Genomic DNA, 14,175 nt, shown 5'->3' with positions numbered 1-14,175 from the left:
TTCGAAATTTGCAGTCGTAACTCCATTTTCCTCTCCGCCATATGCAAGAAACCGCAGCCCCTCCGCCGCTATCCGGCGACCGGACATTGACCATACCGGCCAGTCCGGACATCCCTGTTTACATTTTCGCCACCGTTTTCGCATCTTTTTGCGTGATTACCGGCTTGATCTGGGATATCTGCTGGCATATGAGCATCGGACGCGACGGGCTGCTGTCGCCGCCGCACCTGGTCATATACCTGGGTGCCGTGGTAGCCGGTTTGTTTTCCGGCTATGAGATTTTGAGAAAGACATTCTGGGGCAGTGACATCGAAAAAGCTGCCAGTGTTAAAATCTGGGGCTTCTTTTACAGTTCGCTCGGCTCCTTGTTCTGCGTTTGGGGCGCATTATCAATGCTCACCTCCGCCCCTTTCGACGATTGGTGGCATAATACCTACGGACTGGATGTCACGATCCTTTCTCCCCCGCATACCGTGCTGATCCTCGGCATTATCGGCATTCAGTTTGGTGCGATGATCAGCGTTATTGCCGTAAAGAACCAAATGAAGCTTTTTGGCGCTTCGGGTGAGGAAGGCGTTAAGAAATTGGACAAAACGCTTTTCTGGCTTTTCGCATTGTCGGCGGGATTCTTGTTAACCATCTGGTTTACATTAATATCCGAAGAACTAGGCAGAATGCGCGCGCACCGGTCGAGCTTTTACATATTTGCGGGCGCCGCGTTTCCACTTCTTTTGGTAGCGGTGGGCAGGGCCGTTTCGCATAAATGGGCCGTTACCGCAGTGACCGGCGTTTACACCGCCCTCATGCTAGGTACGCTGTGGATCATTCCGCTTTTTCCCGCAGAACCCAAACTCGGACCTATCCTGAACCACATTACCCATTACCAGGGCTTTCATTTCCCGCTTTTGCTCATCGCTCCGGCCATTGTAATAGACATCCTGCGCTACCGATTTGCACATTGGAACGAGTGGAAACTGACCGTCCTGCTCGGCGTCGCATTCCTGGTCGTATTTTTTGTAGTGCAATGGTTTTTCGGCGGGTTCCTGATGGAGTCGCCCTATGCCCGCAACTGGTTTTTCGGAAGCCATTACTGGTATTTCGGGAATGACCCCAACTGGGAGTACCGCTACAAATTCGGCCCCTGGATGGTAGAAGGTACATCTCAACTGCTCAAAGGCTTGGGCGTCGCATTGGTTTTAACATTAATCTCAACCCGCATCGGACTGGCGTGGGGTAATTGGATGCACCGGATTCAACGATGAAAAAATATCTGTATTTCTTTCTTCTATTGCTGCAAAGCATGGCCTCATATGCACACGTAGGAAGCGCAGGCGTGCAAATGCAGGCACAAGCCGGCGCCTACAAGGTGCTCGTGAGCGTGACCCCGCCCGACGTCATTCCGGGAACGGCGCAGGTTACGGTTTTTATTGAATATGGTGAAGCCCGCAAAGTGTCGGTGCGGCCGATTTACTTTTACTCGGGCGACAAGGGCGCGCCTACCGCCGATGCGTTGACGCCCGTCCCCGGACAAAAAGGCCAGTTCCAGGGAGCAGTCTGGCTCATGGAGCCGGGCTCTTCCAGCGCGCAGATCAGCATTGAAGGCGTCCAGGGCGATGCGGAGTTGATTATTCCCGTAGTAGCCGTTTCAACCGCCGAGCGCGATATGCCAAAAGGGCTCGGAATTGGCCTGAGCATTGTGGGATTGTTGCTTTTCCTGCTGATGATCACGACCATCGGTGCCAGTGTGAGCGATGGCCTTTTAAAGCCAGGCCAAAACCTCACCACGGCCCAAAAACGTAAACGATGGATCAATATGGGCATTGCTACCGCAGTGTGCTCCCTGATTTTGTATGGTGGAAGCAGCTGGTGGGATAGCTGGGCGGCCGAGTACAAGCAGTGGCTATACAAGCCGTTGAATGCAAAAACCGCGATCATCGAGGCCGATTCTCAGCGTGTGTTTCAATTGAAAATCGACACGACCAACTGGGATCACCGCAAGAAAAGAAGCATGCTCAGCACCCTCATCCCCGATCATGGCAAGATCATGCACACGTTCCTCGTGCGCATGCCGGGGCTCGACGCATTTGCACACGTCCATCCCGACCGCAAGGATAGCCTGACATTTGAAGCGGCATTACCCGATTTGCCTGCCGGCAAGTACCTGGTTTACTCGGATATTGTTCAATATTCCGGCTTTGCGGAAACGATCGTCGATACGCTGGTGGTCCCTGCCAAGCCGTCCTCACACATCGCCAAGGCAATATCCGAAGACGATACCTACATCATTACCGACCCGCTCGATACGCCCGGCAGGATACCGATGGGCGAGAATGTGGTCATTTGCGGAAAACCGGGCACCAAAACCGTTTTCAAGGACGGTTCCTACGCCATTTGGGAAGGTAAGCCCGACAAGGCGCTCGAAGCGGGGAAACCTTATCAGCTTAATTTTGAAATATACAATCCGGATAACAGTCCTTGTTTCCCGGAACCATACCTGGGTATGCTCGGCCACGCCGTGATCATGCGTTCCGATGGTTCGGTGTACATTCACCTGCACCCGAGCGGCTCCTACTCGATGGCAGCCGAGCAGTCGTTTGAAAACCGCATTTCGGATACGGCCCACGTAGCCAAATGGCCCAAAGCGGACGTTTTCCGCGACAGCATCGACCGGCATTTAGCCAATCTCAAAGCCATGCCGACCATCGACCGGGAGTTATTCCTCATGAAGGAAATGGGCATGTACAATGCCTCCGAAGGCGGTATGACCGGCATGGAACATGGAACACGCATTTCGTTCCCGTACGCTTTCCCGAAAGGCGGTCAGTACCGGATTTTCCTGCAAATCAAAAGAAACGAAAAGGTCCTGACCGGCGCATTCGATGTGCGGGTCAATGATCCGGTTACTTTATAGCATTTCAGAAATCCAATGTCTAAAAGAGCGCAGCGATTTTCTCGTACGAGAGATCGCTGTAATCATTTATATACAGATTACACGGCGGCAATTCCTCACGGGTGTGGGAGCTGAGTACGCCTACCACCCGCATACCGGCATTGAGTGCAGCCGAAACGCCCGAGAACGAATCTTCAAACACTACACATTGCCCCGGTTCCACGCCCAGGTTCTTTGCCGAACTGAGGTAAACTTCGGGATCAGGTTTATGTTTTTTTACATCTTCACTGGCCAGGATGGAGCCCATCATTTCCTGAATAGGCACCTTGCTCAGGATCAGATCGAGGTTCGCGCGCGGCGCCGAGGTGGCTACACCCAGCACGGCCCCGTTTGCTTTCAGATCGTGCATGAATCCTACGATCCCTTTGATCGGTTCCACATAGGGCGCATACAATTCACGGAATAGCCCTTCCTTTTCCTCCTCCATTTGCAGCAATTCTTCGCCTTCGACTACACGTTGCAAGAAATGGCTTAAAATATAGCTGTTGCTTTTGCCATACATATGTTGGGCAAATTCCTCTTCGGTAGGCGAAAGGTTTCGTTTTGAAAAAAACTCGCGGAATGCGCGGGAGTGATAAGGATTGGTATGGACAATCACGCCGTCCATATCAAAAATGACTGCTAATTTTTCTTTCATCCTGCAAAGTTAACCATCGAAAATCCTTCACGAAAATGAATTGCCGAACTAAAAATGGTACAGCCCTTGAAATAATTTGACAATTTAAATTCAAACTTTTTACACGCAACTGACCTTTTTATGGAGCATTCTATTAAATTTACCTGCAACGCCTCACACTATTTGCGCTAAACTTCCTTAAATTCAGTATCATACCAAAAGCTCCCCGATTTACCCGACCCAATTTCCGATCAATTAATTGCGTATATGAATGAATTAGAACGAGCTGGCAATGGAGTCGACGGTCACGCACTTTCGAAGCCAAAAACGCTTACTTCCCTTGAAGTTTATGACCAGTACGGCGCCATGGCATATGGCATCATATTACAAATTTTGCCGCAGGTACATTTGGCGCAGGAAGTACTGGTAAGTGTATTCTCCTCTCCTCAATTGCAGTCTTGTAATAGTTATCCATTTACCTTTGCAGCGTGCGTGATTAAACTGGCGCGTGCCAAAGCCGTAGAAGCCAAGCGCAAATTGACTGCCCTGGCACCGGCAGGAGCCGAATATGCTCCTGGAGACACTTCTCCGCAAAGCATTTTCGATCTCGCATTCAGGCAGGGTTTCACGCCGGATGAGGTGGCAGGCAAACTGAATATATCCAAGAAGGAAGTGCTTCGTTCTTTTCACGAGTTTTTCAAATCATATCGCAACGCATAAATTTTACACCCATTGAGCAAACAGGAATTTATCGAGAGCGGGATTCTCGAGTCACATTTGATGGGGCTCGCCAACGAGGAAGAGCAGGCGCAAGTCGCGGAAATGATGCTGACAGACAGCGAAATGGCCGAGTACGTAAATGATCTCGAATACGATATCAAACGGTACTTCGCGGAAGGATCGGTACCTCCACCCGAAGCCGTGCGGGAAATTATACTACTGAGAAGCATCCGCGAGAAAAAAGGCCGCAGCGGCTACGAAGAGCCGGTCAATGCGAAGCAATACCTCGACGTGGAGGTGAACGACACGCACATGAAGGTGCACAAGCTGTGGCGCCCGGCCTTCATTGCCGTTTTCATCCTGTCGAAAATCTTCCTGATTGCCGGTCTATATTTCTATTTCAAATCGGTAGCACAGCAGGAGGAACTCGAAAAGATCAAGACTGAGATACAAGTGAACAACAAGTAAAAATATCTACCTGTACACACGAAAGCCGGCGGACATTGCGATCCGACCGGCTTTTTTTATGTTGATTGCAAGGCCCTATTTCAGGAATGCGCGGAGCATCCAGGCCATTTTCTCGTGCTCTCTGAGCAGGCCAGTCACGTAATCGCTTGATCCGAGGTCTTTGTAAGTATCAGCAAATTCGGTAACCAATGGACGAAGCAGCCGGATGATCGTTTCGTGATCGTCCAGCAAATTCTGCAATTGCGTTTTCGGTTCGGTGGTGTACTCCGGTTCGAGGAGGTCCGTCAGTTTCAGGATATCCGCCAGGCGGGCTTCCGAATAGTGACCGATGGCTCGGATACGCTCTGCGATATCGTCGAGGATCACTTGCAGCTGCTCATACTGTCCTTCAAAAAGCTTGTGCAATTCAAAGAAATTCATGCCGCCGATATTCCAGTGGTAGTTACGGGTTTTGGTATACAGTACAAATTCATTGGCGAGCAATTTGTTCAACTGGTAGGCAACAGCCTGGCTATGCTCGTCTGATATTCCGATGTTGGTTTTCATGCGTCTCTGTATTTGATATGTTGATTGTGTTGATTCATAAAGGTAACCAAAGCTAGTTGGTAAAAAGTTGCCCTGCAACGTCAAAAAAAGCGATTTTAGTCACTTTTTTCACCGCAGGAAAATTGCCGTCCGATATATCGTTACCAAAGCCCTGTTGTTCCGTATAGGTAGGAAAGAATTGTTATATTTGTTAACCTATCTTTTATGAAAGACAGTGAAAGAATCAGTAATCTGGAAGAAATGACGGCAGATATTTATCTTATCCTCGACAGAATCGACAACGATCTCAAAAAGATACGATTGCTCGACATTAGCCAGGCGAACGACATCCGGTCGGCAGCCTCCATGGCGGCACGGACAAAGCGTCAGCAGCAAATCTACGAGATGAGACATGCGAAGTTGCATAGAACGCTTCTCGACGTGTTTGCAATTACCCGAAAAAACACCATCGACATTGAAAACTACGCAAGAAACACGCTCGCGAAGGACGACCTTTCACTGTTGTACGAATACATGATGAGAAAGTACGATCTAGCGAAGGGGCATATCGATCGCCTGGAAGCTGCATTAACGAAACATAGAGGCAAAACCAAAAGGCTCGATGACAGTATCGAGGCTATCAAAAGAAAGTTAGATAACTTATAACACTCCGAGTACAATATATATGTTCCCATTCCGCGTAGGCCAGGGCTACGATGTTCACCAGTTAGTAGAAGGCCGGCCATTTTGGCTTGGCGGTATTTTAATCCCCCATACACATGGCGCCAAAGGGCATTCGGATGCCGATGTAGTCTGTCACGTGATGTGTGACGCACTCCTGGGCGCGGCCAATATGCGCAATATCGGTTACCATTTTTCCGACAAAGACCCACAATGGAAGGGCGTCGACAGCAAGATCCTGCTGGCAAAAGTGCTGGAAATGGTCCGCGAAAAAGGTTACGAAGTGGGCAATGTAGATGTGACTATCGTGTTGCAAAATCCGAAGCTCAATCCGCACATTCCGACTATGAAAAGCTGTTTGGCGGAGGTTACCGGCATTTCAGAAGAAGACATTTCGATCAAAGCGACCACTTCCGAGCATTTGGGATTTGTGGGAAGGGAAGAGGGCATTGCCGCGCATTGTGTAGCATTGATTTATAAACCCGGCGCGTTTCCGGGGAATGCATAGCCAACGTTCCTGTTAAAAATAGATTTGCATGAAAAAAGCACTACTGTTCCTCTCTGTTTCCATTGGTATCTCCCTCTCCGCGTGCGCCCAGCAATCGTCCGCGCCGCTTACCGAGCAACCCCTCGGTTTTGAAGAATACGACCCTATTTCCACATTGAAGGTGGAAGAACACCCCCTGAAAAAGGCGAAATTTCCATTCATTGACGTGCATAACCACCAGTACCAGATGCCATCGCAAGACCTGAAAGCGCTGGTAAAGGAGATGGATGCGCTGAATATGGGCATTATGGTGAACCTCAGTGGCCGGGGCTGGACGCAGGAATGGGCGGAGGGCACGGCTACTTTGAAGGGCTCGCTGGAAAATGTAGCTAAAAATGAGCCGAAGCGCATTGCTGTTTTTACAAACCTTCAATTCAAAGGTTTTGGCGAGAAAGACTGGTCGGCCAAAGCGGTGAAGCAATTGGAGGAAGATGTAAAAATGGGCGCGAAAGGTCTGAAAATCTATAAAAGCCTCGGCTTTGCGGGCATCAAGGACGACAAAGGCAACCGTGTACCGGTGAGCGATGCCCGTTTGCAGCCGGTATGGCAGAAATGCGGCGAGCTGGGTATTCCCGTGCTGATCCACACTGCCGATGTCCCGTCGTTCTGGGATCCGATGGACCGCTATAACGAGCGCTGGCTGGAATTGAAAACGCATCCCGGCCGCAAACGCGGGCCTAACGACCCTATCCCATTCGACTCGCTGATCGCCGAGCAGCACCATATTTTCAAGGTGAACCCGAAGACGACGTTTATCAATGCGCATATGGGCTGGTATCCCAACAACCTCAAAAAGCTCGACAGCCTGATGATCGCCTTCCCGAATATGTATGTGGAAATAGGCGCTGTTATTGCTGAACTGGGCCGCCAGCCACGCACAGCCAAGAAGTTTTTTGATAAATACCAGGACCGCGTCCTTTTTGGAAAAGACAGCTGGGTGCCGGCCGAATACGCCACCTATTTCCGCGTGCTGGAAACCGAAGACGAGTATTTCCCCTACCACAAAAAGTACCACGCGTTCTGGCGCATGTACGGAATGGGGCTATCCGATGAAATTTTGAAAAAGCTTTACTATAAAAATGCGCTGAAAATCATTCCGGGACTCGACAAGAGCCTGTTTCCAAACTAACATTTCAGCCTCACTTGAATGCCTTGGCCTCCCGGACGATCGAACGATATTCGGCTTTGCCAAGGCATTTTTTGTAATATTCCCTGGCTTTCGCCTTGTTGCCTGCACGCGCGGAAATGCGCGCGAGGCCTGCATAGGCAAATGCGTGATATTCCTTCGTGTATTGATCGTCGTGAGGCGTTTTGAGCGCGGCCAGGTATTCCTTTTGGGCAGCAGCGTCGTTTTTCCGGTCTTTTTCTTCCAAGATCCCCTGAAACGTCCGCCAGGCAACCGGGTAAAAACCGGCACTTTGCTTCCGGAGCAACTGCACGCCTTCATACGCCTCGTCGTACCTGCCCGAGAGCAGCTGCGCTTCCAAATGCTTCATCAGGTAAATAGGATTCCGCGGGTACATATCCACCAGCTTTTCCATGTAAGAAACCGCCTTCTCTGGCTTCGATTCATATTTCAGGTAAATGTGCGAAATGTAGTAGCACGACTCCGCTTTCGTGATCGTCCCGACTTTCGTAGCCGTATCCACCTGTTTCAATCCCAGCGCTTTGTCTCCATTTTTGAAAAACACCAGCAATGGCTTTACGATCGGATGCTCTTCCGGATACACTTCCACATAGTAATTATACATCCCCGATGTGAAGTAGAACTCCGGGTTCTTGTGCATCAGTTTGAAGCCTTCCACAAATGCGTTATAGGCTTTTTTCCCCTCACCTGCCGCGGCCATCATTTCTCCGCGGTAGTTGTACATCATTGCCATATAGCCCCGCGCTACCATGGTGTAAAACACGGCTTCGGGATCGGTACTATTCTTTCCGTAGCGCTTGTTGATCGCTTCCAGGCACTGGTCGAGCTTTTGGATGTACTCTTTCGATTTGGCCGGGTTGTCTTTAATCGGCAGGTATTTCCAATAGAGGATAAACGAGTCCAGGATGTAGGAAACCGGGTGGTTGGGATACTTTTTCTCAACCTGATCGATGATCTGAACCGCTTCGTCGAACTCGTAGTTGTAGATTTTGTCGAGGCTATTCTGGATGTTTTTTAATGAGGCGGGGTCATTCAGCAATTGGGCATTGGCCTGGAAGGAACAAAGGGCAAGTAAAATCCCCAGGCACAGGCAACGAAGTGTAATTTGCATGGCTTTCAACTCAAATTGGTTTGGTGGTATCCCAGCTGAACAGTAGCTTTGTTTATAACCCATAATTGATGGTGCGGGTTTCGACCGCAGGTTTTATTTTGGGCATATACTCTCTATTCAACTTCCTTTTTGATAAAATATGATTCGCTATAAGCAGTTTACACTGGGTAACGGCCTTCGGGTATTTGTCCACGAAGACTTTTCAACGCCCATGGCTGCGGTAAATATCCTGTATAACGTAGGCTCGCGGGATGAAGACGAAGAACGGACCGGCTTTGCCCATTTGTTCGAGCATTTGATGTTCGGCGGTTCCAAAAACATTCCCAGCTACGATGTTCCGGTGCAGAACGTGGGCGGCGAGAATAACGCCTTCACCTCTCCCGATATTACCAACTACTACATCACATTACCGGCAGATAATGTGGAAACGGCATTCTGGCTGGAATCTGACCGGATGCTGAGCCTTTCTTTCGATCCTAACGTGCTTGAAGTGCAGCGCAAGGTCGTGATCGAGGAGTTCAAACAGCGGTATCTCAACCAGCCTTATGGTGATATGTGGCTTAAATTGCGCCCATTAGCCTACAAAACACACCCTTATCGCTGGGCGACGATCGGTAAGGACATCGGTCACATCGAGCGGGCTACCATGGATGATGTGCAGGATTTCTTCTTCCGTTTCTACCGTCCCAACAATGCGGTAATGGTAGTTGCGGGTGCCGTGTCATTCGAAAAAGTACAGGAGCTTGCCGAAAAGTGGTTTGGTGGAATCCCGGCCGGCCCGGCTTACGTCCGCAACCTGCCAGCCGAACCGGTTCAAACCGAAGCTCGGTTCCTGGAAACATCCGCTAATGTCCCGCTCAACTCGCTGATCAAGGTTTTCCACATGCCGGGAAGGTATGAGCCCGGTTTTTACGCGGGCGATTTGCTCAGTGATGTTTTGGGAAGAGGGAAATCTTCCCGTCTGTATCAGAAATTGCTGAAAGAGCGCGCACTGTTCAACAGCGTGAGCGGCAGCATCATTTCTTCGCTCGATCCGGGACTGCTGATGGTGAAAGGAAACCTGAACCCCGGCGTCACATTGGAAGAGGCCGATGCGGCGGTGACTGAAATTTTGCAGGAAATTGTCGAAAATGGTGCTTCGGAAGAAGAGGTAACCAAGGTAAAAAACCAATCGGAAGCGTCTCTGGCATTTTCGGAGGTAGAGTTGCTCAACCGGGCGATGAACCTCGCATTTGCTGCCAACGCGGGCAACGTGGATTGGGCCAATGCCGATGCCGACATTATCAGGGCGCTTACTCCCGATGATATTAACAATGCCGCAAAAAATATTCTGAGGCCTGAGAATACCTCGACAATGTATTATCGCGCCGAAGCGAAATAAGAAGAGATTAATACAAAAAAAAGCGCTGCCGTTTCAATGGAACCGGCAGCGCTTTTTTTTGTATTAATATGAACTAATCATTCCTCTGGAAGGAATGTCAGATAGCTGAAATTCTGCTCATTAAACAGCTCCATCGCGATTTCCTGCAACTGGGCCGCACTGATCTGCTCGATTTCGCCGAAAATCTCCGGCAGCGAGTCGACCTTGCCGGTGTCGAGAATGCTTTTCGCCATCATGAGCATAAAACTCATATTGCTTTCTTCCGACATCGCCAGCTGGCCCATGAGCTGCACTTTGGTTTGATGCAGTTGCAGCGTGGTCAAAGGCACCTCCCTGATTCGCTTCAACTCTTTGTTAATCAAAGAAATGCTCTTATTCAATTGCTTTTTCTCCGTACCGAAGAAAATACCCATGAATCCGCTGTCAAGATAAGGCGTATAATTCGCTTCGATCGAATACACAAACCCATATTTCTCACGCAACGAGAGGTTAAAACGGGAGTTCATTCCCGGCCCTCCGAGCAGGTTCACCAGCATAAAAAACGGCAAACGGCGCTCGTCGAGCAATGCATAGGCAGGCTGACCCATCGCCACCTGCGCCTGCTGGATCGGGCGCTCGCGTTCCTGACGCACGGGCGTGTAGATAAGCGGCGCGATACGCTCCCTGCTGGTCGTACGGTGCGGCACAGCGCCCAGGTACTTCTCAGCAATGCGGATCACTTTTGAAAACGGCAACCGGCTCACCGACGACACTACAATCCGCTCGGTATCGATATTATGATTGATAAATTCGTACAGTTGCTCCCGACCGAATGAATTGACCGTTTCGGCCGTGCCGAGGATATTGGCACCCAACGCGTGTTCAGGGAAAATCAGCTGATCGAAATCATCCTGAATAGCATCTTCCGGTGAATCGACATACATCGACATTTCTTCCAAAATCACATTCCGCTCCCGCTCGATCTGCTTATCAGGAAACACGGAGTGAAAAGTAATATCGGCCAGCAAATCCATCGCCTTCTCGAAATGATCGTCGAGTACCGAGGCGTGGAAGCATATCTTCTCTTTGGTAGTATAGGCATTCAGCTCGCCGCCGACGTTTTCAAGTCGGTTGATCACGTGATAGGAGCTTCGTTTTTCAGTGCCCTTGAAAGCCATGTGTTCCCAAAAATGGGCCAGGCCTTGCTGGTGCGGCTGTTCGTCGCGGCTACCGATATCCAGCATAATGCCGCAATGCGCTATTTGCGTGTAAGGAACCTGCTTATGTGCAATGCGGATCCCATTGGCCAGCGTGTGTATCTGATATTCTTCGGCTGTTGAAAGGGAGGATGCTTTGGGGTTACCCCGTTTGCGAACATTGTTTCTCTTCATTCCTTTTTAACACAAAATAGCCACCAATAATTTTCGGTGGTATCCGCAAAAATACGGACTTTTGCCCGGAAAGCCTTGCAGTGATACATGATGCGCATCGGATTCGACGCTAAAAGAGCGTTTGCCAATAAAACTGGTCTGGGAAATTACAGCCGCTTCGTGCTCGATGCATTAACGGCGCATGAACCCGACCACGAATATCTTGCCTACACCCCCAAAAACAACCGACATCTGTTCGACGGATTTCCCAGCGGATCAATCCGTTACCCCAAAGGGTTCTTCAACCGAAAGTTGTCGGCCTATTGGAGGTACTCGCGGATTACCCGACAGCTGCGCGAAGACCATGTCGGCATTTACCACGGCCTTAGCAACGAAATCCCGCGGGGGCTCCACCAGGCGGGCATCAGGTCCGTTGTTACCATTCACGACCTGATTTTCGAAAGGCTGCCGCATCTTTTCAAACCTGTCGACCGCGCCATTTACCGCCACAAATTCCAGTCCGCCTGCAAGCGTGCCGATTCCGTGGTAGCAGTAAGCGATCAAACGCGTCGTGACCTGATCGAGCTTTACAGCGTGGATGACGCCAAAATCAAAGTCATTTACCAGGATTGCAACCCAGTATTTCAAAAACAACTTACTTCGGACGAAAGCGGCCGCATTTGCGCTGCGTACGGGATCGACGGCCCATTTGTTCTTTGTGTGGGCACTTTGGAAGAGCGCAAAAATCAGCACCGGTTGATAGAAGCATTTGCTCATTTGAAAAACCATGATTTCAAACTGGTATTGGTAGGTAAGCCAACCGGCTATTTGCAAAAAATCAAGGATACGATCCAACGGCTGAAACTCGAAAACAGGGTAGTGCTGCTCCATAACGTGTCGACACTGCATTTGCCCGCATTGTACCAACAGGCAGAAGTATTCGCTTATATCTCCATTTATGAAGGCTTCGGGATCCCCATCGTCGAGGCATTGCACAGCGGCACGGCGGTGTTGGCGGCCAAAGGCTCCTGCCTGGAAGAAGCCGGCGGGCCGGGCGGGCTTTATGCGGATCCCTTTCAAACAGAAAACATCAGCGAACAGCTACAAAAACTGGTCACTGATGTTCATCTTAGAAGGACTTTATCCGAGGCCGGGAAGCAACATGTTCAACAATTTTCAGAGAAACACATTGCCGGGCAGCTTGTTCAGCTTTATGAAAGTCTGAGGTAATTATTTCTCACGATACTGCTCGATAATGCGGTACAATGCTTTCTGTTTTTCCAGATCAGGGAAGAAATCGAAAAGCTGCTCGTGGGCATCGTAATCGAGCGTCAGACCGATTTCGAGGTTCACCAATGCCTCGCGGTATTGTCCCGCGTGGATCTGGTAAACAGCCATGCGGTAGTATAAATCCGCTTCCTCCGACATTTCATCGATCGCAGCTTGCAGCAGGTCGCACGCCCGGGCATAGTTACCTTGCTCGAATAGTACGTATGACCATTTCAACCAGATATCCGGGTTGGAAGGCTCTATTTCTGCTGCTTTTTCAAATGCTTCGAATGCCGAAACGACATTACCTACTTTGAATTCGGTTTCGGCCAAAGCCAGCCAGTAATCGGGGTTCAGCTCGGTGATCTGGATTGCCTTGCGGAGAAAACCTACCGCCTCATACCAACGACCGAGCTCGCTGAAACAGATACCGAGGCCATACCAGCCGTCGTCCCATTGGCTATCCAGCTTGACGGTTTGGCGGTAGTATTTAATGGCTGTTTCAAATTCACCCAGTTTCTCGTAGCAGGTTCCCAGGCAACAGCAAGTTTCGGGCTGGTCGCCTTCGAGTTCAATCGCACGCAGGTATTGGATTTTGGCATCCTCGTACTTTTCCAGGTTCATGTAGGAGTTCCCGAGCTGGAAAAATGCAGAGGCGAAATCATCCTTAATGAGCGTCGCGTACTCGTATGCGTGCACAGCATCCTCGTGGCGTTCCAGCTTGCTGAATGCAATCCCGAGGTTGTACCACGCATGATGCGAGAACGGATCGCGATCAACGAGGTCGTTATAATATTCCAAATGGCTTTCGAGCTGCCCTACCAGGTCAAGGCAATGGGCCAGTTCGTACAGCGCATTCTCGTTGTTCAGATTATTGCGAAGCGACCGCTTGTAATACTTGATCGCGTCTTCGTATTTGCCCCAGTTCTGGTAAGTCTGCCCGATCTGGAAGTAAATTTCATCCCTGTCCTCTACCCTGCCGAGCAGGTTTTCGAGAATCTCGATCGCCTCTTCATACTCTCCCATCATATTGGCTACCGCCACCTGCATGAAAGAGATTTCGATATCACCAGGATGAAAAAGTGATGCACGCTCCAATATTTCGAGGGCCATTTCGTGCTCGCCGCGGTTGGCGTGCAGCTGGACCATGCTGAGCAGCAGGTCGAGCGAATAGGGGTAATCCGACAGGCCCATTTCACAGGCTTTGAAAGCCTTTTCCCAATCCCCCTTTTCTATGTAATGTACTGTAACCTTTTCGTAAGTGTCCAAATCAAAAAAGACCGGCTCGCTGGTTTTCAGCATTCTTTCGAACCTGAGCAGTGTCTCCTTCATATAATCCTTCCTTTCACCAAAATTTTTCTCCATCATACGAACCGCTAGGTTAGAATCGAGGGCAAATGCACCACTGTTA

The 14,175-nt window shown here is 49.9% G+C and carries 14 protein-coding genes; 9 read left to right on the top strand and 5 right to left on the bottom strand.

Translation table 11 applies throughout. The features are described 5' to 3' along the window. The first annotated feature begins 41 nt into the window (after positions 1-41). Positions 42-1,262, top strand: coding sequence for a hypothetical protein (locus J2Y43_RS27455; RefSeq protein WP_309989297.1), 1,221 nt, complete (start codon positions 42-44; stop codon positions 1,260-1,262). Continuing rightward, positions 1,259-2,911, top strand: a complete 1,653-nt coding sequence (locus J2Y43_RS27450) for a hypothetical protein (protein ID WP_309989299.1) — start codon at positions 1,259-1,261, stop codon at positions 2,909-2,911. Before J2Y43_RS27455 ends, J2Y43_RS27450 begins: the two co-directional genes overlap by 4 nt. Positions 2,912-2,930: 19 nt before the next feature. Here J2Y43_RS27450 and J2Y43_RS27445 read toward each other — a convergent pair whose 3' ends face one another. Further along, on the bottom strand, positions 2,931-3,587 hold the full coding sequence (locus J2Y43_RS27445) for an HAD family phosphatase (RefSeq protein WP_309989303.1): 657 nt from the start codon (positions 3,585-3,587) through the stop codon (positions 2,931-2,933). Between the two features lie 246 nt (positions 3,588-3,833). Here J2Y43_RS27445 and J2Y43_RS27440 point away from each other — a divergent pair, with 246 nt between their 5' ends. After that, positions 3,834-4,286, top strand: coding sequence for a hypothetical protein (locus tag J2Y43_RS27440; RefSeq protein WP_106596984.1), 453 nt, complete (start codon positions 3,834-3,836; stop codon positions 4,284-4,286). 12 nt (positions 4,287-4,298) lie between these two features. After that, a complete protein-coding gene (locus J2Y43_RS27435) occupies positions 4,299-4,754 on the top strand; it encodes a hypothetical protein (RefSeq protein ID WP_309989310.1) in 456 nt (151 codons plus the stop codon). A 75-nt stretch (positions 4,755-4,829) separates the two neighbouring features. Here J2Y43_RS27435 and J2Y43_RS27430 read toward each other — a convergent pair whose 3' ends face one another. Further along, the gene (locus J2Y43_RS27430) at positions 4,830-5,300 is read right to left on the bottom strand and encodes a Dps family protein (RefSeq protein ID WP_106596983.1); all 471 of its coding nucleotides are present in this window, start codon (positions 5,298-5,300) and stop codon (positions 4,830-4,832) included. A gap of 204 nt (positions 5,301-5,504) precedes the next feature. On the opposite strand from J2Y43_RS27430, the gene J2Y43_RS27425 reads away from it, so the two are divergent. The 3 genes from J2Y43_RS27425 to J2Y43_RS27415 are packed head-to-tail and all read left to right on the top strand — an operon-like array spanning position 5,505 to position 7,636. Then, positions 5,505-5,945: a hypothetical protein gene (locus J2Y43_RS27425; protein ID WP_309989312.1), complete on the top strand. Its 441-nt coding sequence runs from the start codon at positions 5,505-5,507 to the stop codon at positions 5,943-5,945. A gap of 19 nt (positions 5,946-5,964) precedes the next feature. Then, entirely contained in the window at positions 5,965-6,468 is a 504-nt protein-coding gene (gene ispF, locus J2Y43_RS27420; protein ID WP_309989315.1) for a 2-C-methyl-D-erythritol 2,4-cyclodiphosphate synthase, read from the top strand. Between the two features lie 28 nt (positions 6,469-6,496). Further along, complete coding sequence (locus J2Y43_RS27415; RefSeq protein WP_309989317.1) at positions 6,497-7,636, top strand: amidohydrolase family protein; 1,140 nt, start codon at positions 6,497-6,499, stop codon at positions 7,634-7,636. Positions 7,637-7,646: 10 nt separating this feature from the next. Here J2Y43_RS27415 and J2Y43_RS27410 read toward each other — a convergent pair whose 3' ends face one another. Next, entirely contained in the window at positions 7,647-8,765 is a 1,119-nt protein-coding gene (locus J2Y43_RS27410; protein WP_309989320.1) for an ABC transporter substrate-binding protein, read from the bottom strand. A gap of 139 nt (positions 8,766-8,904) precedes the next feature. Here J2Y43_RS27410 and J2Y43_RS27405 point away from each other — a divergent pair, with 139 nt between their 5' ends. Further along, on the top strand, positions 8,905-10,146 hold the full coding sequence (locus J2Y43_RS27405; protein WP_309989322.1) for a pitrilysin family protein: 1,242 nt from the start codon (positions 8,905-8,907) through the stop codon (positions 10,144-10,146). 77 nt (positions 10,147-10,223) lie between these two features. Here J2Y43_RS27405 and J2Y43_RS27400 read toward each other — a convergent pair whose 3' ends face one another. Beyond that, positions 10,224-11,516: a pitrilysin family protein gene (locus J2Y43_RS27400; RefSeq protein WP_309989325.1), complete on the bottom strand. Its 1,293-nt coding sequence runs from the start codon at positions 11,514-11,516 to the stop codon at positions 10,224-10,226. A gap of 87 nt (positions 11,517-11,603) precedes the next feature. Here J2Y43_RS27400 and J2Y43_RS27395 point away from each other — a divergent pair, with 87 nt between their 5' ends. Continuing rightward, on the top strand, positions 11,604-12,725 hold the full coding sequence (locus J2Y43_RS27395) for a glycosyltransferase family 1 protein (RefSeq protein ID WP_309989328.1): 1,122 nt from the start codon (positions 11,604-11,606) through the stop codon (positions 12,723-12,725). Here the strand turns inward: J2Y43_RS27395 and J2Y43_RS27390 are convergent, their stop codons facing one another. Continuing rightward, positions 12,726-14,132: a lipopolysaccharide assembly protein LapB gene (locus J2Y43_RS27390; RefSeq protein WP_223400229.1), complete on the bottom strand. Its 1,407-nt coding sequence runs from the start codon at positions 14,130-14,132 to the stop codon at positions 12,726-12,728. It abuts the gene before it with no gap. Positions 14,133-14,175 lie beyond the last annotated feature (43 nt).

The sequence above is a fragment of the Dyadobacter sp. BE31 genome (assembly GCF_031457695.1).
Lineage (GTDB): Bacteria > Bacteroidota > Bacteroidia > Cytophagales > Spirosomataceae > Dyadobacter.
The sequence above is the reverse complement of the archived record's forward strand: the minus strand, read 5'-3'. Positions and strand labels throughout refer to the sequence as shown.

What these genes read in the sequence shown, in the direction of transcription:
- J2Y43_RS27450 (WP_309989299.1), top strand. Translation starts at nt 1,259, where the DNA reads ATGAAAAAATATCTGTATTTCTTTCTTCTATTGCTGCAAAGCATGGCC.
- J2Y43_RS27415 (WP_309989317.1), top strand. Translation starts at nt 6,497, where the DNA reads ATGAAAAAAGCACTACTGTTCCTCTCTGTTTCCATTGGTATCTCCCTC.
- J2Y43_RS27395 (WP_309989328.1), top strand. Translation starts at nt 11,604, where the DNA reads ATGATGCGCATCGGATTCGACGCTAAAAGAGCGTTTGCCAATAAAACT.
- J2Y43_RS27440 (WP_106596984.1), top strand. Translation starts at nt 3,834, where the DNA reads ATGAATGAATTAGAACGAGCTGGCAATGGAGTCGACGGTCACGCACTT.
- J2Y43_RS27400 (WP_309989325.1), bottom strand. Translation starts at nt 11,516, where the DNA reads ATGAAGAGAAACAATGTTCGCAAACGGGGTAACCCCAAAGCATCCTCC.
- ispF (WP_309989315.1), top strand. Translation starts at nt 5,965, where the DNA reads ATGTTCCCATTCCGCGTAGGCCAGGGCTACGATGTTCACCAGTTAGTA.
- J2Y43_RS27425 (WP_309989312.1), top strand. Translation starts at nt 5,505, where the DNA reads ATGAAAGACAGTGAAAGAATCAGTAATCTGGAAGAAATGACGGCAGAT.
- J2Y43_RS27455 (WP_309989297.1), top strand. Translation starts at nt 42, where the DNA reads ATGCAAGAAACCGCAGCCCCTCCGCCGCTATCCGGCGACCGGACATTG.
- J2Y43_RS27390 (WP_223400229.1), bottom strand. Translation starts at nt 14,132, where the DNA reads ATGATGGAGAAAAATTTTGGTGAAAGGAAGGATTATATGAAGGAGACA.
- J2Y43_RS27445 (WP_309989303.1), bottom strand. Translation starts at nt 3,587, where the DNA reads ATGAAAGAAAAATTAGCAGTCATTTTTGATATGGACGGCGTGATTGTC.
- J2Y43_RS27430 (WP_106596983.1), bottom strand. Translation starts at nt 5,300, where the DNA reads ATGAAAACCAACATCGGAATATCAGACGAGCATAGCCAGGCTGTTGCC.
- J2Y43_RS27405 (WP_309989322.1), top strand. Translation starts at nt 8,905, where the DNA reads ATGATTCGCTATAAGCAGTTTACACTGGGTAACGGCCTTCGGGTATTT.
- J2Y43_RS27410 (WP_309989320.1), bottom strand. Translation starts at nt 8,765, where the DNA reads ATGCAAATTACACTTCGTTGCCTGTGCCTGGGGATTTTACTTGCCCTT.